Consider the following 20,572-nt stretch of genomic DNA (forward strand, 5'->3'; position numbering starts at 1 on the left):
AGAAACCTTTTAATGGAACGTCCGAGCCGGCAGCGTCAGCGAGAGGAGGAGGCAACGGCACAAGAGGACGAGCAAGTCAACTGTCCGGAGTGCGGCTCTGACCAGATCGTCACGGACGCAGACCAGGGGGAGCTGGTGTGTGACGACTGTGGTCTCGTCCTCGATGAGCGACAAATCGACCGCGGCCCGGAGTGGCGGGCGTTCAACCACTCCGAGCGCCAGTCGAAGTCGCGCGTGGGTGCGCCCATCACGGAGACGATGCACGACCGGGGGCTGACGACGACCATCGACTGGAAGGACAAAGACGCCTACGGCCGCTCGCTTTCGTCCGAGAAACGCTCGCAGATGCACCGCCTGCGCAAGTGGCAAGAGCGCATTCGGACGAAGGACGCCGGCGAGCGCAACCTGCAGTTCGCGCTCAGCGAAATCGACCGCATGGCGTCGGCGCTCGGCGTCCCGCGGTCGGTCCGCGAGGTCGCCTCGGTCATCTATCGCCGCGCGCTCAACGAGGACCTGATTCGCGGGCGCTCCATCGAGGGCGTCGCCACATCGGCGCTGTACGCCGCCTGCCGTCAGGAAGGCATCCCGCGCTCGCTCGACGAGGTCGCGGAGGTATCGCGCGTCCCGCAGAAGGAAATCGGTCGCACGTACCGCTACATTTCGCAGGAACTCGGTCTCGAACTCAAGCCCGTCGACCCCAAGCAGTTCGTCCCGCGGTTCGCCTCCGCGCTCGACCTCTCCGAGGAGGTACAGGCGAAGGCGACCGAAATCATCGACGTGTCCGCCGAGCAGGGCCTGCTGTCGGGCAAGTCGCCGACCGGCTTCGCCGCCGCCGCAATCTACGCCGCGTCGCTTCTCTGCAACGAGAAGAAGACCCAGCGCGAGGTCGCGGACGTGGCGCAGGTGACGGAAGTCACTATCCGGAACCGCTACCAAGAACAGATCGAAGCGATGGGCTTCCGCTGAGCGTCGGCCTGCCGACCCGACCCGCGACCCGGCTCACCGTCACCGACTGACGTCCGTCGACGACGCTCAGTTTTAGTTTTTCACGAACACCACGACCGACCGACCCCAGAGGCCGGTGTCGTACTGGTGTGCGACGTAACCGTCGAGGAGCGGCGCGACCGTCCCGCGCTCGTCGGCGGGCGCGATGACTACCGGCGGCACCGACGACCGGGTTTCGAGCGCCTCAGGCGTCGCCGCCGACGTCGAGTCGGCACCGATTCGCTCGACGTACCACGCCATCGGGAGCTGTTCGCCCCACGACTCGGGGACCGGCGGATAGTCGGCCGCGCCGTCGGCGACGTACATCGAACTCCCGTAGTAGAGCACCTCCGGCCCCTCGTCGTCGGTCGGCCCGACCCACGCCGAGAGGTTGTCGCGGAACGACGAGAACTCGCTGGACGGCTGTGCGAAGTGCGCGAGTTCGGTGTCGCGGTCGCTCGGGCCGTACGCCTCGGTCGTCGCCACCGCGCCGGTCTGGGCGACGAGCGCGAGCAGGACGATGACCGCGGCCGCGACGCGGGGCACGTTCCGGGTGTCGAACGCGCTCCGACCCCAGCGGACGAGCGCCGCGAGACCGATACCCGCCGGGAGCGCGAGCGGGACGACGACGTAGACGCCGAGCCACGGCGCGGACACCTCGGTCAGCATGGGGACGAACACCAACGACGCGCCGGCCCAGTAGACCGCCGCCGACACCTCCGGACGGGGCCCGCCGGCCGTGTAGCGGTCGACGAGGAACACCGCCGCGCCGAGGAGGACGACCGGGAGCGCCGCGAGCACGAGCGTTCCGAGGAGGTCGCCGAGGTACGGGAGGTACTCGTGGGCCCCCTCCGGGTAGCGGTCGACGACGCGGACGCCGACGAACCGACGGACCGAGTCGAACAGCGCCGCGTCGATTGCGCCGAGAACCGTCCCCGGCGTGTAGAGCCCCACACCGTCGGTGTCGCCCGCCCGCGGGGCGAACGCGAAGACGTAGAGCGCGACGAAGACGAGGAGCGCGCGGGCCGCGGGCGTCGCCGCACCGCGGAGTCGGGCGGTGTACTCACCGAGGCGCATCGCGGCCGGTCGCGCCGAGGGGAGGAGCGCCGCGTGGTCGAACACCAAGAGCCCGGCGACGCCGAGACAGCCGAGCGCGACGAGACCGAGTCCCGACGAGGCGACGGCGAGCGCGACGGCCGCGGCGAGTCCGTAGGCGTTGCGCCGCCCCGCGCCATCGACGAGGCAGAGCGCGAAGCCGAAGGCGACGAGCGAGAAGCCGACCGCGAGCACGTCGCCGCGGGCGAACCGGCCGTAGTAGAGGAGAATCGGGTTCGCCGCGAGGACGGCCGCGAACCCGACGGTCTCGTCGGCGGCGAGGCGGCCGCGGAAGAGGAGCGCGGCGAGCGGGAGGGCCGCGCCGAACAGCGCGAAGGGGAGGCGGAGCGCGAAGTCCGTCGCGCCGAACAGCGCGAGCGACGGCCGCGAGAGGAGGTAGACGAGCGGGCCGCCGGCGACGGGGCGGTACGAGAAGAAGCCGGTTTCGAGCGACCGGAGGCTCCAGTAGCCGACGCGGGCCTCGTCCCAGTGAAGCGGCCGGTCGCCGAGGCCGACGAGGCGGACGACGAGCGCCGCGGCGGCGAGCGCGACGACGGCGAGCGTCGTTCGGTCGGGTCGCCGCCCGACGCGGGAGGGAATCATGGGATGACGTGGCGCGCCGGACGGCAGAAAGGTTACGACTTGGAAGGCCGGCGGCCCGCCCCTTCGAAAGCGTCATCCCCGCCGACCGGTAGCACTCGGATATGTCGCTCATCGAGTCGCTACCCGCTCGCCCCCTCGAACCGCAGGAGCTGACTTCGCTGAACCGCGCCGACGCGTTCGAACTCGTCGTCGCCGTCGAGGACGACGGTCCCGCCCGAAGTCTGCTCGTCGCCACCGAGGGGTGGGTCAAGGCCATCGCCTACGAGGACGACGCCGGCTGGTCGGTCGTCGAGACGGTCGAACTCGACGACGAGACCGAGCGAATCGACGGACTGCAGGCCTGCGAGGAGGCCGTCCTGTCGTTCCGAGGCGACGAGAACGAGGAGTAGTATTAACCCCGTTCCGAACTAAGTATAATTTGTCATGTACAGCGAAATCCTCGTCCCGACCGACGGTAGCAAGGCCGCCGAACGCGCCATCGACCACGCGCTCGACCTCGCGAAGACCTACGACGCGCGGATTCACGCGCTGTACGTCGTCGACACCAGCATCTACACCTCGCTCGACGCCGGCGCGGACGTGGTCATCGACGCCCTCGAACGGGAGGGCGACGCCGCGACCCGACACGTCAGCGAGGCCGCCGAGGAGGCCGGTATCGAGGTACAGGCGGAGGTCGTCACCGGGACCGCCTACCGCTCCATCCGGGAGTACATCGACGACCACGCGATAGACCTCGTCGTCATGGGTACCCACGGGCGCACGGGGCTGAGCCACTATCTCCTCGGAAGCGTCACCGAGCGCGTCGTCCGCACCTCGCCGGTGCCGGTGCTCACCATCCGACTGGACGACGAAGACGAGGCGGATGCCGCGGACGAAGAGACGGACGCGGACGCCGAAACCGAGGAGTAGCCCGAACGGGCGCGAGTCGAGCGTTCGCCGCATCGTCCGTTCATCTCGGCCGGCGCGGTCGGCGACGGGGGGCCGCGGCTTTGATAAACAGTTTTGGTGCGGTCGCTCATAGGCCGCGGTATGACCGAGTACACCGTCGAGTTCGTCGGCACGGGCGAGACCATCACCGTCTCCGACAAGCAGACTATCCTCAAGGCCTGCATCGAGGAGGGCATCGCACAGGAGTACTCCTGCCGCGTCGGGATGTGCCTCGCTTGCTCCGCCGAGATTCTCGAAGGCGACGTCACCCAGCCCGCCGCCCGCGGGCTGACCGACGAGGAGGCCGAGCGCTTCGCGCTCACCTGCATGGCCCGCCCGCAGAGCGACCTCAAACTCGACCGCGGCGTCTACCCGCCGAGCATCGAGGGCGACGCCGCGGCCGCCGGCACCGCCGCAGACGACGACTGACGACGGGTACTCTCCGGGGCCGGGCCGCCGGCCCACGTTCTCAGTTCCGCAGCGCGCCGCTGAGCCGACGCGCCGGCCCGACATAGCTCGGCCGCGGGTCTCGCGGACCGCGTCTCACGCCTCGCTCGTCGCCGCGCAGTTGTTCGGCCCCAACTCGACTTCGAACGCCTCCTCGTCCGACAGCGAGTCGCGCCCGAGGTTCGTCTCGATGATGCGCTCGTAGTTGGCCGGCCGCGGCGGCATATCGGAACAGACGAACGAGACGAACGCCGCCTCGTCCATCGAGAGCGCCCCGAGTCGGTCCCGGAGCGTCCAGAGTTCCGCGACGTACGCGCCGGTTTCGTCCGGGACCGTCCGGGGGCCGTAGTGGGCGGGCGCGACCAGCGTGTCGTCGGCGAACTCCCCGTAGCGTTCCGTGAGCGTCGCGTGAAGCCGCCTCGCAGCATCGGGCGCGCCCTCGTCGCCGTCTTCGAGGTCCGGGCGAGCGACGCTCTCTAGGAAGAGGCTGTCGCCGGCGAGAAGCAGGTCGCCGAGTCGGAACGCGGTCATCTCGGTCGTGTGCCCCGGCGCGTGGACGGCGACGAGTTCCGCGTCGCCGACGCCGACGGTCTCGCCGTCAGCGACGAGTCGCGCGTCGAAATCGAGGCCGCGGTCGGTCGCGCCCGCCGGGAGGACGGCGCTCGCGTCGGTGCGCTCCGCGACCGCGCTGACGCCGCTGACGTGGTCGGCGTGGACGTGGGTGTCGACGGCGGCGACGACTTCCGCACCGTGCTCGCGGGCGTCTTCGACGTATCGGTCCGCGAACGCCCGAAGGGGGTCGACGACGACCGCCTCGTCGCCGGCGACGACCAGATAGGCGAGACAGCCGCTTGAGGGGCGGTCGTACTGGAGGACCGTCGCGTCCGCGTCCGCGTTCCCGACGGGGAATTCGCGGGCGCGGTAGACGCGCGCCCAGCCGTCCATGCCGGTTTCGAGGTTCTCGGCGGGGACGCCGGCCTCGGAAAGCAGGTCGGCGACGTGCGCGCTCGACCGGCCCTCCGCGCAGACGACGACCACCGGCGAGGGGGCGTCTCGGAACTCGGCCGCGAGTTCGTCGACCGTCCCGCGAATCTCGGCCTGCGTGAAGCGAATCGCCGGAATCTGCGTCGCGGTCACGGCCGCGCCATCGACGCGCCACGTCTCGAACTCGTCGCGGTTGCGCACGTCGAGCACCGTCGTGGGGTCGCCGCGGGCGAGTCGGGCCGCCAGTTCCTCGGGAGTCATACGCACACGATACGCGCGCCGGGCGGAAGAACGCTCCGCGGGCCGAAACGAGGAGAGCGTCCGCTACTCGGTCGTTCCGCCGTCGTTGCTCAGGCGGTTCGAGGGCGGTTGGTCGAAGCCGGACTCGTCGAGGACGCCGGCCGGCGGGCCGTCGATGCCGCCAGCAGGTTGGGTGCCGGTCCCCATCTCCCGAGCGGTGTTCGGTCCGGTGGCGTCGGCCGTCCCGCCACCGCCGAGACGTTCGGCGGCGTGACGAATCGAGAGCACCTGTTCGGTCTGCGAGCGGTTGGCGTCGGCGATGTCGCCGATTTGGTCCGACACGGTGGTCGCGCGGGCGGTCGCGTCGTCGACCATGCGGGCGATTTGCTCGGCGCTCTCGGCTTGGTCGTCGGTCGCCGAGGCGACTTCGCCGACGCCGACGGTTGCCTGTTCGACCGCCGCCGAGATGTCCGAGAGGCTCCCCATCACGTCCTCGCCGCGGTCGATGCCGTCGTAGAGTCGCCCGGTCGTCTGCGAGAGGCTCTCGATGGTCTCCTTCGCCTCGGTCTGGATTTGGTCAACCGTGCCTTCGACCTCGGCGGCGCGGGCCTGCGACTCCTCCGCGAGGTTCTTGACCTCGCTGGCGACGACGGCGAACCCCTCGCCCGCGTCGCCGGCGCGGGCGGCCTCGATGGAGGCGTTGAGCGCGAGCAGGTTCGTCTGCTCCGCGATGTCGTTGATGGCGTCGAGCACCTCGTCTATCTCCGCGATTTGGTCGTGCAGTTGCTGGACGTCCTCGGAGGCGGTCTCCGCGGCCTCGCTCACGTCGCGCATCACGTCGATGGCCTCGTCGGCGGCGTCCTCGCCCTCGGCGGCGCGCATGGCGGCGTCGGCGCTGGTCCGCTCGACCTCCTCCGCGGTCGCCGCGATTTCCTCGACGGTCGCGCTCATGTCCGACACCTCGGCGGCGACCGTCGCCATGTCGTCGGCCTGCGCCTGCGCCGTGGTCTCGATGTCGTCGGTCCGCTCGGTGACTTCCTCGGAGGTCCGCAGGAGCGACTCGACCGGCTCGCTCACGTCGGCTTCGACCTCGTTTGCGAGGGCGCGCCGACGCTCGGCGGCCTCCCGCGCGGCCCGGCTGTACGAGTGGATGTACGTCTCCATCGCCACCTGCTGGTCGAGAGACAGGAGCTTCAACACGGGGAGGATACGCGCGACGACCTCGTCGACGGCGTCTTCGACTCGCCCGTCGCCACCGCGGAGACCGCTGGAGACGCCGGACGCGCCACCGAGCAGTCCCGAAAGGAGGCCGTCGTCGTCGTCGTCGGCACCGATATCGGCGTCGCTCCCCGTCGTGTCGCCGCCGGTGAACTCCGCTTTCACCTCGTCCGCGACGGCACCGAGAATACCCTCGTAGTAGACCGAGTACGCCCCGAGGTAGAACTTCGGCCCGAGGTCTATCATATCGTGTAACTTCCCGATGCGCGCCCGCTTCGCGAAGTAGTCCTCGCCGTACTCGCCGCGGCCGAGTTCGCGGAGGTAGGCCGCCTGGTCGGCCTGCAGCATCTCCGTGTTCTTCGTCGAGCGACCGAAGAACTTCGCCGCCGACGCGTGCTCGCCGAGGTGGTCGTAGAACTCCGCCGCGAACTCGTCCGCAAACTCGTCCAAGAGCGGTTCGAGGTCGTGCAGGCGACGTTCGTCACCCTCCGAGAGACGAACGAACGATTTCCGTCGGTCGATTTCCGCCACGTCGATGTCCAACTGCGAGAGCAGCGCGTCTCCATCGACGCGCGCTCGCGCGTTGGCGTCGACTTGCCCCGAGGAGTCAGTCATATATACCGTTCTCAACAGACACCAGTATTTCAACCCTCACCGCAGAATATCACGAGTGATACCGGAACTGATTGCCGTGAGAATCCCACAGTCGTGGACCGGACCGAATGTTCACGTGACTGGCGGGCCGATAGGCGGTATGGACGCCGATTCGTTCCGCGAGTCAATCGAGACGGCGAAGCGCACGCAACTCGACCGACTCGGCTCGTCGAAGCTCCTGTTGGCGCTGACCGATGCGGACCTCTCCGAACCGGCGGTGCTCCGCGCCGCCGCGTACTCCGAGCACGCGGCCCGCGGGACGTTCGAGGGGTGGGCCGCCGACGAGTCCGACGAGGAAGCGAGAGCCGCCTTCGAGGCCACCGCGGCCCAAGAGGCCGAACACCTCGACCGCGTCCTCGACGCGCTCGACGAGGAGGTCGACCTCCCGGATGAACCCGGCGTGATGCACGCGTACCTCCGCGGGCGCGAGGACACGGTCGAGCGGGCCGCCGCCGGGATGGTCGGCCGCGGACTCGTCTCGATTCGGACCCACACGCAGGTCATCGGCTTCTTCGTCAACGAGGCGGACGAGCCCCGCGCCGACCTCTTTCGCGACCTGAAAGCCGAGACCGAGGAGACGCTGACGACCGGCCTCGACCTGTTGGCCGACCGCTGCGAGACCGACGAGGACTGGGAGCGCGCCCGGATGGTCGCCGAGTACGTCGTCCAACTGGCGTACGACGACTACGCCGACGGCCTCGCCGAACTCGGCGTGGACCCGAAGCCGCTCTGCTGAGCCGAGTCGAGGGCGCCCGGAACCGCCCCGCGTCGTCGACCCAACCTATTCGTGTCCCCGAGTGGTAGCCGGAGGTATGACTTCCGAGGTTCGCGGGCGCGTCGAAGCGCTGTACACCGCGCCGTCGAAGGGGGAGCCGATGGACTCCCACGAGACCGTCGCGGTCGCGGCGGGCGGCATCGAAGGCGACCGCTACGCCGACGGCGACGGCTTCTACTCGGCGACCGACGGCTGTCAGGTGACGCTCGTCGACGCCGCGGTGCTGGACGATGCGGCGCGCGAGTACGACCTCGACCTCGCTGACGGCCAACACCGCCGGAACGTCGTCGTCCGCGGCGTCGACCTCGCCGACCTGCTCGACGCGACGTTCGAACTCGGCGGGGCCGAACTCCGCGGGACGAAACTCAGGCCGCCCTGCGCGTACCTCGCGGACCTCGTCGGCGACGACGACGTGGGCGACGCCCTCCGCGAGTCCCGCGGCGGCATCTGCGCGGACGTGCTCGCGCCCGGCCGGGTCGCGGTCGGCGACGACCTCCGCGTGACCGAGGCGAACCCGCGCGAACTGGGCCGCCAGATAGCCCAGCGACTCGGCGGTGAGCGAGTCGCGGACGACGACGAAGCCGCGGCAAGCCACGAGGAACACGGGGACAACCACGAATGACTGGTGACGACGATACCGACGCCGTGGGCGCGACGGCCTCGAATCCGGTCGAGCGCTCGAAGGCCGCACTCGCGTCGCTCCGGGACGACGGCGACACCTCGGCGTCGGCCGCAGACTCGCCCGCGAGGGCGGCCCCGACGGTCGCCGTCGCTCCCGGCCGAGTGAACCTCGTCGGTGGCCACACGGACTACAACGACGGCCTCTGTCTCCCGATGGCCGTGGACCGCCACGTCGCGGTCGCGGCCCGCCCGAGAAGCGACGGCCGACTCCGCGTCCGCGCCGCCGACTTTGACGAGACGGCCGAACTCGCCCCCGGCGACGACCCCGAGGGCTGGGCGGCCTACGTCGCCGCGGTCGCTCGCGTCCTCCGTGAGGACCGCCCGGTCGGCGGCGCGGACCTCGCCATCGCCTCGGACGTGCCCACGGGCGCGGGGCTCTCCTCGTCGGCCGCGCTCGAACTCTCTGTCGGCCGCGCGCTCCTCGCGGTCTCCGGGCGTGACCTCCCCACCGCCGACCTCGCGCTGGCGTGCTGGCGGGCCGAACGCGAGGGCGTCGGCGTCGAGTGCGGCATCCTCGACCAGTTTTCGGCGGCGTTGTGCGAGGCCGACTCGGCGCTCTTTCTCGACTGCCGGAGCCGCGAGTTCGAGCCGGTTCCACTCGGCGACGGCGTCGGCGTCCTCGTCATCGACACCGGCGTCTCCCACGAACTGACGGAGTCGGGCTACAACGACCGCGTCCGCGAGTGCGCGGCGGCGCTCGATTCCCTCCGCGAGGTCGCCGACCGCGATCTCGACTCCCTGCGCGACGTGGACCGCGACCTCCTCGACGCCCACGCCGCCGCGCTGGACCCGATGCACCGCCGCCGGGTTCGACACGTCGTGACCGAAAACGAGCGCGTCCGTCGCGCCCGCGACGCGCTCGTCGCCGGCGACCTCGACCGCGTTGGCGACGCGATGCTCGCGGCGCACGAGAGTCTGCGCGACGACTACGAAGTGAGCTGTCCGGAACTCGACGCGGCGGTCGAACTCGCCGCCGAGACGTCGGGCGTCTACGGCGCGCGGATGACCGGCGGCGGTTTCGGCGGGAGCGCGGTTGCGCTGGTCGATGACGACGCACTCGACCGGGCGGCGCGTGAGATTCGAGACGCCGCCCCCGAGCGCGTCGGCCCCGACGCCGACGTGTTCGCCTGCCGCCCGTCGGCCGGCGTTCGACTGGTCGGCGAGGAGTGAGCGCGAGCCGACGGCTCCGCGTGGAGTCTCGGAAAAATCGGAATGCGGGTCCGTGAGTTCGGGGGTGGATTCTGCTTCGGCTTCCGCCTCGTCGAACGAGGTGAATCAGAGATTCACCGGCTCGCCGAAGCTTACGCTTCGTCGAACAGCGCAGCACTCCGTGCTGCTGGCTCGACGAGTCGTTTCACTCCTCGTCGAATAGTGTCGAGCGAAGCTCGACTGATTCGACTTCGGCTTACGCCTCGTCGAACATAACAGACGCTACGCGTCTGTTGGCTCGACGAGTCGTTTCACTCCTCGTCGAACAGCGTCTCGCCGTCGACCATGTGCTCTTCGACGGTGTCCATGTCCAGCGTCACGCCGAGGCCCGGCTTCTCCGGAATCTCGATGTAGCCGTCCTCGATGACCGTCTCCTCGACGAGGTCGCCCCACCAGCCCAGCTCGTAGGAGTGGTACTCGACCGCCAGCGAGTTCGGAATCGCCGTGCCGACGTGCGCGGAGGCCATCGTCGCGACCGGCGACGAGACGTTGTGCATCGCGACCGGCACGTAGTACTGGTTCGCCACGTCCGCGATTTTCTGCGTCTCGCGCATCCCGCCGACCTTCGGCATGTCGGGCGCGACGATGTCCACGGCCTGATTCTCGATGAGGCGGCGAAGCTCCGTCACGCGGTAGCGGTTCTCACCGACCGTGATGGGCGTGAGCGTGGACTTCGTGACCTCCTCCTGCACGTCGAGGTTCTCCGGCGGCACGGGGTCTTCGAGCCACCACACGTCGTAGTCTTCGAGCGCGGCCGCGAGGCGCTTTGCGCTCCCGCCCGAGAACGTCCAGTGGCAGTCGAACGCCACGTCCGCCTTGTCCTTGACGCGCTCTGTCACCTTCTCGACGATTTCGGCCTTGTGCCGAATCTCGCCGGGTCGCAGGTGGCGGTTCGCGCGGTCCTTCTCGAAGCCCGACGGCACGTCGAGGTCGAACTTCAGCGCGTCGTAACCGAGTTCGTCAACCACGCGCTCCGCCTCGTCGGCGCACGCTTCGGGGTCGGCCTCCTCTTCGGTGTGGCAGTCGCAGTAGACGCGGACCTTGTCGCGGTACTTCCCGCCGAGAAGCTGATAGGCGGGGATGTCGAGAATCTTGCCCGCGAGGTCGTGCAGCGCGATTTCGATGCCCGCGATGGCGGTGACGGTGACGCCCTCGACGGAGCCCTCACCGGACATCTTCTGGACGAGATGCTCGTACAGGCGGTCGATGTCGAGGGGGTTCTCGCCGATGACGAACGGCTTCATGCGCTCGATGAGTTCGGGCACGCCCGCGCCCCAGTAGGCCTCGCCGGTGCCGACGACGCCCGCGTCGGTGTAGATGCGGACGAGCGTCCACGGGAAGTTGCCGTCGACCATCGTCGTCTGCACGTCGGTGATTTCGACGTCGCGGCCGCCGCCGCGCTTGGCCGTCACGCCCATCGTCTCCGCCGACAGCTCTCGCATCGTGTACTCCGCGTTCGGATCGTGTAACTCCGCGTAGTTCTTACCCATGCAGAGTGGTTTACTCGGACGTTAGTAAAGTTTTTCCGACCGAGACATGTCTCCGGTCGGGCCTCGCGGGGCGCGGTCAGACCGGCGCGCGTCGGTCCAGCGAGTCGCGGAACGTCTCTCGGACGAGCGCGTCGAGGTCGGCGGGGAAGTCGAGTCGCCGGAGGTCGGTTTCGGGGTCCGCCGACGGGTCGATGTCGACGCCGCGGCGGCGGAGCGCGAGCAGTCGCCAGAGGTACGCGAGTCTGAGCAGGCGCATCGCGCCCGGCACGTCGGCGGCGCTTCGGACGCGGTAGGTCACCCACGCGGAGTCGGGAAGCACGTGGTGCGGGTCCGCGAGGCCGTCAGTCAGGAGCACGTCGCGGACGCGCTTCGTGAGCGCGAGGTCGACGACGCCGGCGTCGTGGACGTGGCCGATTTCTCTCCCGGCGACGAGGAACTCCGTTCCCCCGAAGCGGTGCGGTGCGGTCTCGACGCCGGGCCACCGCGAGACCCGCGAGACGATTCTGTCGATGGAGGCAGTCATTGGTGAATGTACGCGCTCCAAGAAGATAACGACAGAGTCGGACCGTCCCGAGGCACGACGCCCGACAGCCCGGTTCGAAGCCCGTAGCCGGACGATAACGACAGGACTTCCGGACATTCAGTTCACGGTGAGTGTCTGTCGAAAATAGACACTCGGAACGACGCGGTATTCGCGGATTAACACGGGTTAGGAACCCGAATTTTCGTATCCCGTGACGACTTCGGAGGACGAGTCCGTCCCGAGGGTTCGCTCTCCGTCCGACGAAACCCGGGCCGCATCGGCGTCGAGGGTAGACGATTCGTAACGAAACCCTCGGGACGCAAATAACAGGTCGAACCATGTCTCTGACTGCCACCGATGTTCCGACACAGGGAACCGACCCCGACTCCCGGGAGGCCGCGCGATGAACCTCGGCCAACTCGGCGTCGGTGCCGTCGTCCTCGTCATCGTCGTGTTCGCCCTCCTGTCCGGCGGCGTGAACACGCCCGAGACGCCCTCCCCCGCCGACGATGCCGATAGAAGTATCGGTGCGGACGTGACCGACCCCGCCGCTGACGACGCGCCGGACGACGAACCCGAAGTCGAAGAAGAGCCCGTCGTCGCCGATAACTCGGGTGACGCGGGAGCCTCCGACCCCGACTCGTCTGCCGGCGACTCCGAGAACGCGAGCGGCTCGTTCGAGACGGTCGAGACCGTCACCGACGACGACACCGACTCGACGACGAAGAAGTCCTCGAAGAAGAAGCGTAGCAGTTCGAAGTCGAACAGCAACGACAGCAACGACAGCGACGACTCGTCTGCCGACGATTCGACTGACGACAGCACGACCGAGGAGAACTCGTCCGACGACTCGACCGACGACAGCACGGGCGACTCCACGAACGACGGTTCGACCACCGACGACACCGGCTCGTCATCGGACGATTCGACCGGCGACGGCTCGGGTGACGGTGACGGCGATACCGGCGACGGCTCGGACGGTGGCGACATCGGGATGTGCACGGTGTAGTCACCAGACGCCGGTCCGGCGCGGCCACCTCAGTCGACGAGGAGATTGAGGGCGTAGGCGGTCCGGAGCACCGAGGCGGCGTCGCCTCGGGGAAACACCAGTTCGTCGGTCTCGCGGACGTGTTCGAGCACTCCCGGCGAGGAGTGTTCCGGGGCCGCCGCGAGCCCGCACTCGTTTTCGGCGGCCCACGTCATCACGTCGAGGTCGGACTTCGAATCGCCCATCACGAGGACGAACGGGTCGTCCACCCCGAGCACGTCGAGGGCCGCGCGGACGCCCGCCGCCTTGTTCAGGTCGACCGCCGAGAGTTCGGCGGCGTCGGCGTGGTAGTACGCGACCGTCACGCGTTCGAGGGTCCGTTCGACGTCCTCGGGAATCGCCGTGTCCGAGTCGGGAAGCGCGTCGCGGTCGTCGAGCACGTCGCGTATCTCCGGGTCGCGCGCCGCGAAGTACGCCCGCGCCCAGTCGGGGCCGGCGGGGTCGTCGGTGAGCGCCTCGCCGAGGAGGTCCAGCAGGTAGACGAGCGCGCCGTCGATGACTTCCTCGGCGTCGTCGCTCCCGGTCTCGAAGTTCGGCTTGAGCGTGACGTTGAACTCGTTGCCCTGCAGGTGAACGCCACCACGGAGCGCGTCGGGGAGGTCGCTGATGACGCGCCCGCGAACCGACTCGAAGACCGACTGCACCGGGTCGTCGAGCGTCTCGTAGAGGAGCCGCTTCGTGTCGGGTCCGTGACCGGGCGTGAAGACGCCGGTGCCCGCCTCGTAGACGATGCTCACGTCCCCCGAGTGGACGAGTTCGTTGCCCAGCCCCTGAATGGCGAAGCCCTTGACGTTCTCTAGGGTCTGGCCGGTACAGATGACGATGGGGACGCCTCGCTCGTGGAACTGAGTGAGGAGGTGCAGCACCTCCCGGGGAATCTCGTTGTCCGTCTGGCCCGCCGAGCGCAGCGTCTCGTCCACGTCGAGGACGAGCGCGTTCACCGCCCGCCCGTACTTCGTGTAGAGGTCGAGGGCGGTGAACGCCTGGTCTCGCGTCGCGCGCGCGGCGAGTTCGGCGTAGCGGTCGCCGTCGGAGAGCGCCCGGCGGATGCGGTCTTTCCGCGCCGTGAGTTCGTCGTCGACCTCCTGCCAGTGCGACAGCGCCACCGGCGAACCGAGCGGCGGTAAGAGGTCGACGAAGTCCTGTGCGTCCCGGACCGCGTCCGCGTCGAAGTTCCCGTACAGTCTGTACAGGAGGTCGTACCGCTCCATGATTCGGGGTCGTCACCCAACCGCATTAAACCCGCGTGGGAGGCAATTGCCCCCGGCGTCTCGCCGGTGGACAGATAAGCGGTCGCCGCCGCCGGCGGTCGGCCCCGCAACTCTGATACCGACCGGCCGACGACGTGTGCACATGGCACATTGGACCGACAGCATCGTCGGCGACCGGATGACGGTGGACCGCGAGTTCAACGAGCAGGTGATGAACTCCCGGTTCAACAGTCAGGAGTGGGGTCTCATCATGACGGCGACCGAGTTCGAAATCGAGAACGCGGACGACCCCGAGGAGGCGCGCATCGTCGCCGACACGGAGAAAGTCCCGCAGATTATCCCCGAACTCGACAACATCCGCAGTCAGATGGGCGCGATGGGCGGTGGCGGCGACGACTCGTCGTCCGGCGGCGGCGGTATCGTCGACTCCATCAAGGGCGCGCTCGGGATGGGCGGCGGCGGCAAGAAGGGCGAACAGGAGAAACTGGAGGACGCGGAGCGACTCACACAAGAGTATGCCGACGCGCTCCAAGACCACCTCGAAAAGAAGGGCAAGTGGAATCAGGTCCGCGTCAGCTACCTCGAATAGCGGGGTAACCGGCCGGCGGTGGCGACGGCGCTCATTCGGGGGCTGAGGCCGACATTCTGTTCGAGGGCCACAATTCGTAACAGGCTCGCACGCGATATCCTCGGTAGATGAGACCGTCAACGCTGGTCTTCGCGTTCGGTGGACTCCTGTTCGTGCTTCCGATTCCCGGTACGTTTATCGCCGGCGCAGTGGTGCTCCTCGCGGGAGCGCTCGCGCGGTGGCTCGGGTTGTAACGACCCACCGCGAATCAGTCGATTAAACGCCCGAGCGCCGATGCCGAGTTCGGGTTCAGTACTCGTCGCCGGCGTGGAACAGCGTCCGCTCGCTCGCCTCGTAGATGTTCATCAGCTCGTTGATGAGTTCGTCGTACTCCTCGTCTTCCTCGCGGAGCGCGTCGAGTCGGGCGACCGTCTCGTCGTCGAGGTGAATCTGCGGCATACCTACACCCACGCCGCGTGACACCTTAAGCGACGTGGGGCGGCGGGTTCGACTGCCGTCGAGCACCGAGAGCGCGGCCGCTGGGCGGGACGCGTATCGAAACGAAAAGCCGGCGGTGTGCCGGGTGGAGACGACGGCCGGTGCCGGTCCGCGGTGCGGACGCGGCGAGCGCTCGACGGTGAACGAGTCACCGCCCGCGCGGCGTTACTTGAACAGGGACTGGCCGGCGCTGCCGGAGACTTCGGTCAGGTCGGCGTGCACGTCGGCGATGCGCTCGCGGATGTCGCGACCGGCGACGCGGGGGTCGAACACGTCCTTGTTCGGCGACCAGTCGGTCTCGTTGAAGAACGTGTCGCGGGCGTCCTCGACGCCCTCCGGCGGGACGATGGCGTTGGGTTCCTCGTTGTATCGGTCGTACGCGGTGCGGGTGTACTCGTACTGGTAGCGGGTGTCCTTGTTGACCTTACAGATGCCGTGTTTGAGCATCTCCTGCAGTTGGTCGGGCTGGACGCCCGAAGAGCCGTGGAGGACGAGCGGCGTGTCGAGGCCGTGGTCGCGCAGGGCCTGCCGGATGTCCTGGGCGAGGTCCGGGCGGAGTTCGAGGTCCTTGCCCTTGGCGACGCCGTGCTGCGTGCCCACGGAGATAGCGAGCAGGTCCGCGCCCGTCTTATCGACGAACTCGACGGCCTGTTCGGGGTCCGTGTAGAACGCCTCTTCGGCCTCGATTTCGTCCTCGACGCCCTTGATCTGGCCGAGTTCGGCCTCGATGAGGACGTCGGAGCCCGCGGCTTCCACCATCTCGACGACCTCGCGGCTCGTCTCGACGTTCTCGTCGAACGGCTCGTGGGAGGCGTCGATCATGATGGACGACGGGATGTCGAGTTCGATCTGTTGCTCGATGAACTCGAGGTCCGTCTGGTGGTCCATGTTGAGGAAGACGCCGATGTCGTACCGCTCGGCGATGGTCTCGATGTAGTTCCCCATGGCCTTCAGGCCCGCGACGGCGTCGCCGTCGCCCGCGAACCGGCAGGCCCCGCCGCTCATCTGCAACAGGAGGTCCGAGTCCATCCGGTCGGCTCCCTCCATGAGACCCATCATAATGTTCGGCTCCGCGATGTTACTCGCGATGAGGCCGAATCCTTCGTCGAGCGCCTCGTCGTACACTGTGGCGAGTTCCTCCCCGCCGTAGAACGGCATTATGCGTTCACCTCGGTTTCGTCAACGACTGCGAGACTAATAATGTATGGGAAGCGAGTTTCGATTCTGCACGTTTTCGTTTGTTCGCGTTCGAGTTAATTTTCATCGACCGACGGAGCGCCGCCGCTGGGAGACGGGAGAAAAACGGAAAACGTCGGCGAGCGTTACGAGAACAGCTTCTTCAGCCGGGCGAACAGCCCCTTCTCGGGGTCGCCGCCGCGGCGCACGGGTTCGTCCGATTCCGCGGCGTCGCCGGACGAGTCGTCGGCACCGGCGTCGGCGTCCTCGCCGTCGTCGCCGCTTCCGAACGTGACCGAGCCGGTCTTGCCGGCCTCGGCGAGTTCGACGGCCTTCTCCACGACGGCCTCGGCGTTGTTCACGCCGTCTTTGACGGTTCCCTTGAGGACGAGTTTCCCGTCGAAGCGGTCGCGGCTGACCGAGGTGTCCGAGGTGATGATGACCGCGTCCGCCTCGGCGATGGCGTCCGAGGACAGTTCGTCCTGCGTGCCCATCGCGCCCTGGACCTCGACGTCGATGTCGTGGCCGAGGCGCTCGCCGGCCTGCAGGAGGTTCTCGGCCGCCATCTGGCTGTGTGCGATTCCGGTCGGACAGGATGTGACTGCGACGAGTTTCATTGGTCTAGTGTAAGGATTTCCGCGACTTCAGCCTTGGTGTCGGCCTGCAGGACGCGTTCCGCGAGTTCGCGGGCGTCCGCGGTGTCGGTCTCCGCGACGGCCGCCTTGACCTGCGGCACCGTCACCGCGCTCATGCTCAGTTCGTCGAGGCCGAGCCCGACGAGCAGTTCGGTGAGGTCCGGGTCGCCGGCCATCTCGCCGCACATGCCGACCCAGCAGTCCTCGCCCTCGGCCGCCGAGACGGTGGCGTCGATGGCGCGGAGGACCGCCGGCTGTCGGTAGTCGCCGAGGTCCGAGACGCGCTCGTTGCCGCGCTCGGCGGCCATCACGTACTGCGCGAGGTCGTTCGTCCCGATGCTGAAGAAGTCGACGTGCGGCGCGAACTGGTCGGCCATGAACGCCGCGGCGGGCGTCTCGACCATGATGCCGAACTCGGGCAGTTCGTTTTCGACGCCCTCGGCGTCGAGGTCGGCCGCGACCGACTCGAACCGCTCTCGGCCGGCGCGAAGCTCCTCGACCGTCGAGACGAGCGGGAGCATCACCGACAGGTTCGCGCCGTCGGCGCTGGCCGCCGCGCGCAGGAGCGCGCGGACCTGCGTCTCGAAGAGGTCAGCGTCCGGGCCGAGCGACCGGCGGATGCCGCGCTCGCCGAGGAACGGGTTCTCCTCGTCCGGCAGGTCGAGGTACGGGACCGGCTTGTCGCCGCCGATGTCGAGGGTCCGGACGACGACGCGCCCGCCGTCGAACGATTCGAGCGCCTCGACGTACGCCTCGTACTGCTCGTCTTCGTCCGGCGGCGACTCGCGGTCGAGGAAGAGGAACTCGGTGCGGAACAGGCCGACGCCGTCGGCCCCGCGGTCGACGGCCGGCCCGAGGTCCGCCAGCGTACCGATGTTGGCGGCGACCTCGATTTCGACGCCGTCCGCGGTTTCGACCGACTCGTGTCGGACGTCCACGTCGGCGGCGGCCGCGGCGGCCTCCTTGCGCTCGTCGCTCGGGTCGACCACGAAGTCGCCCGACTCGCCGTCGACGACGACTTCTGCGCCGTCCTCGACGGACTGGAGTTCCTCGCCCACGCCGACGATGGCCGGCAGGGCGAGCGAGCGCGCGAAGATGGCCGCGTGGGAGGTGCGGCCGCCCGTCACCGTGACGAAGCCGGCGACGCGCTCCGGGTCGAGTTGCGCCGTGTCGCTCGGCGTGAGCCGTTCCGCGACGACGACGCTCCCCTCCGGCAGCGACGAGAGGTCGACGCGCTCGCCGTCCGAGAGGACGCGAACGAGCCGGTCGCGCACGTCGCGGAGGTCGTCGGCGCGCTCGCCCATGCGACCGCCCATATTCTCGAACTGCTCGACGAACTCGGAGAACGTCTCCTGTACGGCGTGTTCGGCCGGGAGCCCGCCCTCGATGGCGTCGGTGACGCCGTCGGTTATCTGCGGGTCGTTGAGGAACTGGACGTGCGCGTCGAACACCGCGGCCTCCTCCTCGCCGACGCGTTCGGCGGTCCGCTCGCGCTCGGCTTCGAGTTCGTCTTCGGCGGCCGCGCGGGCGTCCTCGAAGCGCGCCAGTTCGGCGTCTCCGTCCACGTCTTCCGGGGCCGGCGGCTCGGGGAGGTCGGCGTCCGGTCGGTACCAGACGACGGTGCCGACGCCCGAAAGCGGTGTCACGCCGATGCCGGAGAGGGTTCGTTCGGTCATGGCTTACTGTTTGGCTTCAGGCGTCGAAAGGATGTCCTCTAGGGCGTCGAGTGCCGCTTCCGCGTCGTCGCCCTCGGCGACGAGGCGCACGGACTCGTCGTGGCCGACGCCGAGACCGGTGACGGCGAGCATGCTGGCGGCGGGGACGAGGTCGTCCTCGTCGGCGCGGCCGAGCTGGATGTCGGCGTCGAACTCGTTCGCGGTCTCGACGAACTGCGAGGCCGGACGGGCGTGAAGCCCGTCTTCGGGGACGACCGTGACGGTCCGCTCCATCACTCGACCACCTCGGCGAGCACGTCCTGGACGGTCTGCTTGCTCTCGGCTTCGAGGAGCTTCTCGCGTACGTCCTCGTGCATGAGCGACCGCGAGAGGGCGCTCAGAATCTGCAGGTGGTCCTCGCCGCCCGCCGCGGGGACGAGAATCATGAACAGGAGCTTCGCCGGCTTGTCGTCCATGGCGTCGAAGTCGATGCCCTCGGTCGAGCGCGCGAAGGCGACCGTCGGCTTCGAGACGGCGTCGGTCTTCGCGTGCGGGATGCCGATGCCGAAGCCGACGCCGGTCGTCGCCTCTTCCTCGCGTTCGAGGAGGGCGTCGAGCGCGGCGTCGCGGTCGTCGACGCGACCGGCGTCGACGGCGAGGTCGAGGAGGAACTCGATGGCCCCCTCCTTCGTCGCCGGCGGCTCTTCGAGCGAGATCAGTTCGAGCGGTGTGATGGTGCTGATGTCAGTGACGTCCATTGTATTGTACTTCGTTCGAGTCTGGAAAGATTAGTTCGGTGTGGTCAGTCGTCGGAGCTCTGGGCCGCGACCTTGGCGTCGAAGTTCGGCTTGATGGCCGTCGCGATGACGGCGGTCACGATGGAGCCCAGCAGGATGCACGCGATGAACATGAACGGCTGGTTCGACAGCGGAACCACGAAGATGCCACCGTGCGGAGCCGGCATGTTCACGCCGAGCGCCATCGAGGCCGCGCCGGCGACGGCGCTGCCGGCGACGACGCTGGGGATGACGCGGGCCGGGTCGGCGGCCGCGTACGGAATCGCGCCCTCAGTAATGAACGAGAAGCCGAGGAGAACGCCGCTCTTGGCGTTCTCGTACATCTCGGCCGCGTACTTCTGCGGCGCGATGAAGTTCGACAGCGCGAGGCCGATGGGCGGGACCATACCCGCGATCATGACCGCGGCCATCGGCGCGGTAACGCCCTCGGAGATGAGACCGACGGAGAACACGTAGGCGACCTTGTTGATGGGGCCGCCCATGTCGGCCGCCATCATCGCCCCGAGGATGCCCCCGAGGAGAATCGCCTGTCCGCCGCCCTGCATGTTGCTCAGGAAGTTCGTGAGTCCCGCGTTGGCGATGGAAATCGGAACGCCCAGCACGAACAGCATGATGGGCGTGAGGACCGCCGTGGTCGCCACCGGGATGAGGAGCACGGGCATCATCGGCGCGATGAACTCCGGCACGTCGCGCTGCTTGAACCAGCGCGCGACGATGCCGGCGAGGAACCCGGCGACGATAGCGCCGAGGTAGCCCGCGCCGGCGGAGCCGCCCTGAAGGCCGATGACGTCACCGGCCGCCTGTAGGACGTTGCCCTGCTGGATGATGTACGACAGGATGAACCCCGGTGCGAGGCCCGGTCGGTCGGCGATTGCGTACGCGATGTACGCGCCGAGGACCGGAACCATCAGCGTCAGCCCAGCGACGCCGATCTGCGCGAGGAACCAGCCGGCGGTCCCCGTGCTGTTGAATACGTCTTGTACGTTGTTCGAAAGCGAGGCTACCGCGTAGCCCAGCGCCAGGAAGATTCCGCCGATGGTCACGAACGGAATCATGAACGATACCCCAGTCATCAGGTCCTCCTTCACCGAAGTGAGGTAGGACCGAACCGCGTCTTCTGCGTCGTTTGCCATAGTGTTGCCACCCCTACGAAA

At 68.5% G+C, this 20,572-nt stretch carries 23 protein-coding genes; 10 read left to right on the forward strand and 13 right to left on the reverse strand.

The window, feature by feature from the left end:
• Positions 1–12 precede the first annotated feature (12 nt).
• The gene (locus AUR65_RS14375) at positions 13–966 is read left to right on the forward strand and encodes a transcription initiation factor IIB (protein ID WP_004043457.1); all 954 of its coding nucleotides are present in this window, start codon (positions 13–15) and stop codon (positions 964–966) included.
• A 72-nt stretch (positions 967–1,038) separates the two neighbouring features.
• Here AUR65_RS14375 and AUR65_RS14380 read toward each other — a convergent pair whose 3' ends face one another.
• A complete protein-coding gene (locus tag AUR65_RS14380) occupies positions 1,039–2,682 on the reverse strand; it encodes a flippase activity-associated protein Agl23 (RefSeq protein ID WP_058567513.1) in 1,644 nt (547 codons plus the stop codon).
• Between the two features lie 101 nt (positions 2,683–2,783).
• Here AUR65_RS14380 and AUR65_RS14385 point away from each other — a divergent pair, with 101 nt between their 5' ends.
• The 3 genes from AUR65_RS14385 to AUR65_RS14395 all read left to right on the forward strand — a co-directional run bounded on the left by AUR65_RS14385 (position 2,784) and on the right by AUR65_RS14395 (position 4,038).
• Complete coding sequence (locus tag AUR65_RS14385; protein WP_058567514.1) at positions 2,784–3,071, forward strand: hypothetical protein; 288 nt, start codon at positions 2,784–2,786, stop codon at positions 3,069–3,071.
• Between the two features lie 34 nt (positions 3,072–3,105).
• Positions 3,106–3,591, forward strand: coding sequence for a universal stress protein (locus AUR65_RS14390; RefSeq protein WP_058567515.1), 486 nt, complete (start codon positions 3,106–3,108; stop codon positions 3,589–3,591).
• Positions 3,592–3,711: 120 nt separating this feature from the next.
• On the forward strand, positions 3,712–4,038 hold the full coding sequence (locus AUR65_RS14395) for a 2Fe-2S iron-sulfur cluster-binding protein (protein ID WP_004969999.1): 327 nt from the start codon (positions 3,712–3,714) through the stop codon (positions 4,036–4,038).
• A 114-nt stretch (positions 4,039–4,152) separates the two neighbouring features.
• Here AUR65_RS14395 and AUR65_RS14400 read toward each other — a convergent pair whose 3' ends face one another.
• Complete coding sequence (locus tag AUR65_RS14400) at positions 4,153–5,301, reverse strand: MBL fold metallo-hydrolase (protein WP_058567516.1); 1,149 nt, start codon at positions 5,299–5,301, stop codon at positions 4,153–4,155.
• A gap of 63 nt (positions 5,302–5,364) precedes the next feature.
• Positions 5,365–7,113 (reverse strand): globin-coupled sensor protein, encoded by a 1,749-nt coding sequence (locus AUR65_RS14405; RefSeq protein WP_058567517.1) that lies wholly within the window; start codon positions 7,111–7,113, stop codon positions 5,365–5,367.
• 139 nt (positions 7,114–7,252) lie between these two features.
• On the opposite strand from AUR65_RS14405, the gene AUR65_RS14410 reads away from it, so the two are divergent.
• The 3 genes from AUR65_RS14410 (at position 7,253) to galK (ending at position 9,778) form a co-directional block, all read left to right on the forward strand.
• Positions 7,253–7,888 carry a hypothetical protein gene (locus AUR65_RS14410; RefSeq protein ID WP_058567518.1) on the forward strand — a complete coding sequence of 212 codons (636 nt, stop codon included), beginning with the start codon at positions 7,253–7,255 and terminating at the stop codon, positions 7,886–7,888.
• A 76-nt stretch (positions 7,889–7,964) separates the two neighbouring features.
• Positions 7,965–8,549 carry an MOSC domain-containing protein gene (locus AUR65_RS14415; RefSeq protein ID WP_058567519.1) on the forward strand — a complete coding sequence of 195 codons (585 nt, stop codon included), beginning with the start codon at positions 7,965–7,967 and terminating at the stop codon, positions 8,547–8,549.
• Entirely contained in the window at positions 8,546–9,778 is a 1,233-nt protein-coding gene (gene galK, locus AUR65_RS14420; protein ID WP_058567520.1) for a galactokinase, read from the forward strand. The genes AUR65_RS14415 and galK overlap by 4 nt, the downstream gene beginning before the upstream one ends.
• Positions 9,779–10,068: 290 nt before the next feature.
• Here galK and AUR65_RS14425 read toward each other — a convergent pair whose 3' ends face one another.
• A complete protein-coding gene (locus tag AUR65_RS14425; protein ID WP_058567521.1) occupies positions 10,069–11,307 on the reverse strand; it encodes a mandelate racemase/muconate lactonizing enzyme family protein in 1,239 nt (412 codons plus the stop codon).
• Between the two features lie 76 nt (positions 11,308–11,383).
• Positions 11,384–11,830 (reverse strand): luciferase domain-containing protein, encoded by a 447-nt coding sequence (locus AUR65_RS14430; protein ID WP_058567522.1) that lies wholly within the window; start codon positions 11,828–11,830, stop codon positions 11,384–11,386.
• A gap of 403 nt (positions 11,831–12,233) precedes the next feature.
• Between AUR65_RS14430 and AUR65_RS14435 the strand changes: the two genes are divergently transcribed.
• Positions 12,234–12,839: a hypothetical protein gene (locus AUR65_RS14435; protein ID WP_058567523.1), complete on the forward strand. Its 606-nt coding sequence runs from the start codon at positions 12,234–12,236 to the stop codon at positions 12,837–12,839.
• A gap of 29 nt (positions 12,840–12,868) precedes the next feature.
• Here the strand turns inward: AUR65_RS14435 and AUR65_RS14440 are convergent, their stop codons facing one another.
• On the reverse strand, positions 12,869–14,089 hold the full coding sequence (locus tag AUR65_RS14440; protein WP_058567524.1) for an HAD family hydrolase: 1,221 nt from the start codon (positions 14,087–14,089) through the stop codon (positions 12,869–12,871).
• Between the two features lie 142 nt (positions 14,090–14,231).
• Between AUR65_RS14440 and AUR65_RS14445 the strand changes: the two genes are divergently transcribed.
• Together AUR65_RS14445 and AUR65_RS20480 are read left to right on the forward strand one after the other, a co-directional pair.
• The gene (locus AUR65_RS14445) at positions 14,232–14,678 is read left to right on the forward strand and encodes a DUF5799 family protein (protein ID WP_042664487.1); all 447 of its coding nucleotides are present in this window, start codon (positions 14,232–14,234) and stop codon (positions 14,676–14,678) included.
• Positions 14,679–14,785: 107 nt separating this feature from the next.
• On the forward strand, positions 14,786–14,911 hold the full coding sequence (locus AUR65_RS20480) for a hypothetical protein (protein ID WP_255566848.1): 126 nt from the start codon (positions 14,786–14,788) through the stop codon (positions 14,909–14,911).
• Positions 14,912–14,966: 55 nt separating this feature from the next.
• Here AUR65_RS20480 and AUR65_RS20055 read toward each other — a convergent pair whose 3' ends face one another.
• From AUR65_RS20055 to ptfC, 7 genes are all read right to left on the reverse strand, one after another.
• Entirely contained in the window at positions 14,967–15,116 is a 150-nt protein-coding gene (locus AUR65_RS20055) for a DUF7557 family protein (RefSeq protein ID WP_004970780.1), read from the reverse strand.
• 204 nt (positions 15,117–15,320) lie between these two features.
• Positions 15,321–16,313 carry a class II fructose-bisphosphate aldolase gene (fba, locus tag AUR65_RS14450; protein ID WP_058567525.1) on the reverse strand — a complete coding sequence of 331 codons (993 nt, stop codon included), beginning with the start codon at positions 16,311–16,313 and terminating at the stop codon, positions 15,321–15,323.
• Positions 16,314–16,477: 164 nt separating this feature from the next.
• On the reverse strand, positions 16,478–16,948 hold the full coding sequence (ptfB, locus tag AUR65_RS14455) for a fructose PTS transporter subunit IIB (RefSeq protein ID WP_058567526.1): 471 nt from the start codon (positions 16,946–16,948) through the stop codon (positions 16,478–16,480).
• A complete protein-coding gene (gene ptsP / locus AUR65_RS14460; RefSeq protein WP_058567527.1) occupies positions 16,945–18,642 on the reverse strand; it encodes a phosphoenolpyruvate--protein phosphotransferase in 1,698 nt (565 codons plus the stop codon). Before ptsP ends, ptfB begins: the two co-directional genes overlap by 4 nt.
• 3 nt (positions 18,643–18,645) lie before the next feature.
• Entirely contained in the window at positions 18,646–18,915 is a 270-nt protein-coding gene (gene ptsH1, locus AUR65_RS14465) for a phosphocarrier protein HPr (protein ID WP_008093366.1), read from the reverse strand.
• Positions 18,915–19,379 (reverse strand): fructose PTS transporter subunit IIA, encoded by a 465-nt coding sequence (ptfA, locus tag AUR65_RS14470; RefSeq protein WP_004970773.1) that lies wholly within the window; start codon positions 19,377–19,379, stop codon positions 18,915–18,917. Before ptfA ends, ptsH1 begins: the two co-directional genes overlap by 1 nt.
• A gap of 44 nt (positions 19,380–19,423) precedes the next feature.
• Positions 19,424–20,551 carry a fructose PTS transporter subunit IIC gene (ptfC, locus tag AUR65_RS14475; protein WP_004977002.1) on the reverse strand — a complete coding sequence of 376 codons (1,128 nt, stop codon included), beginning with the start codon at positions 20,549–20,551 and terminating at the stop codon, positions 19,424–19,426.
• Positions 20,552–20,572: the final 21 nt, after the last annotated feature.

Source organism: Haloferax marisrubri, from assembly GCF_001469875.2.
Lineage (GTDB): Archaea > Halobacteriota > Halobacteria > Halobacteriales > Haloferacaceae > Haloferax > Haloferax marisrubri.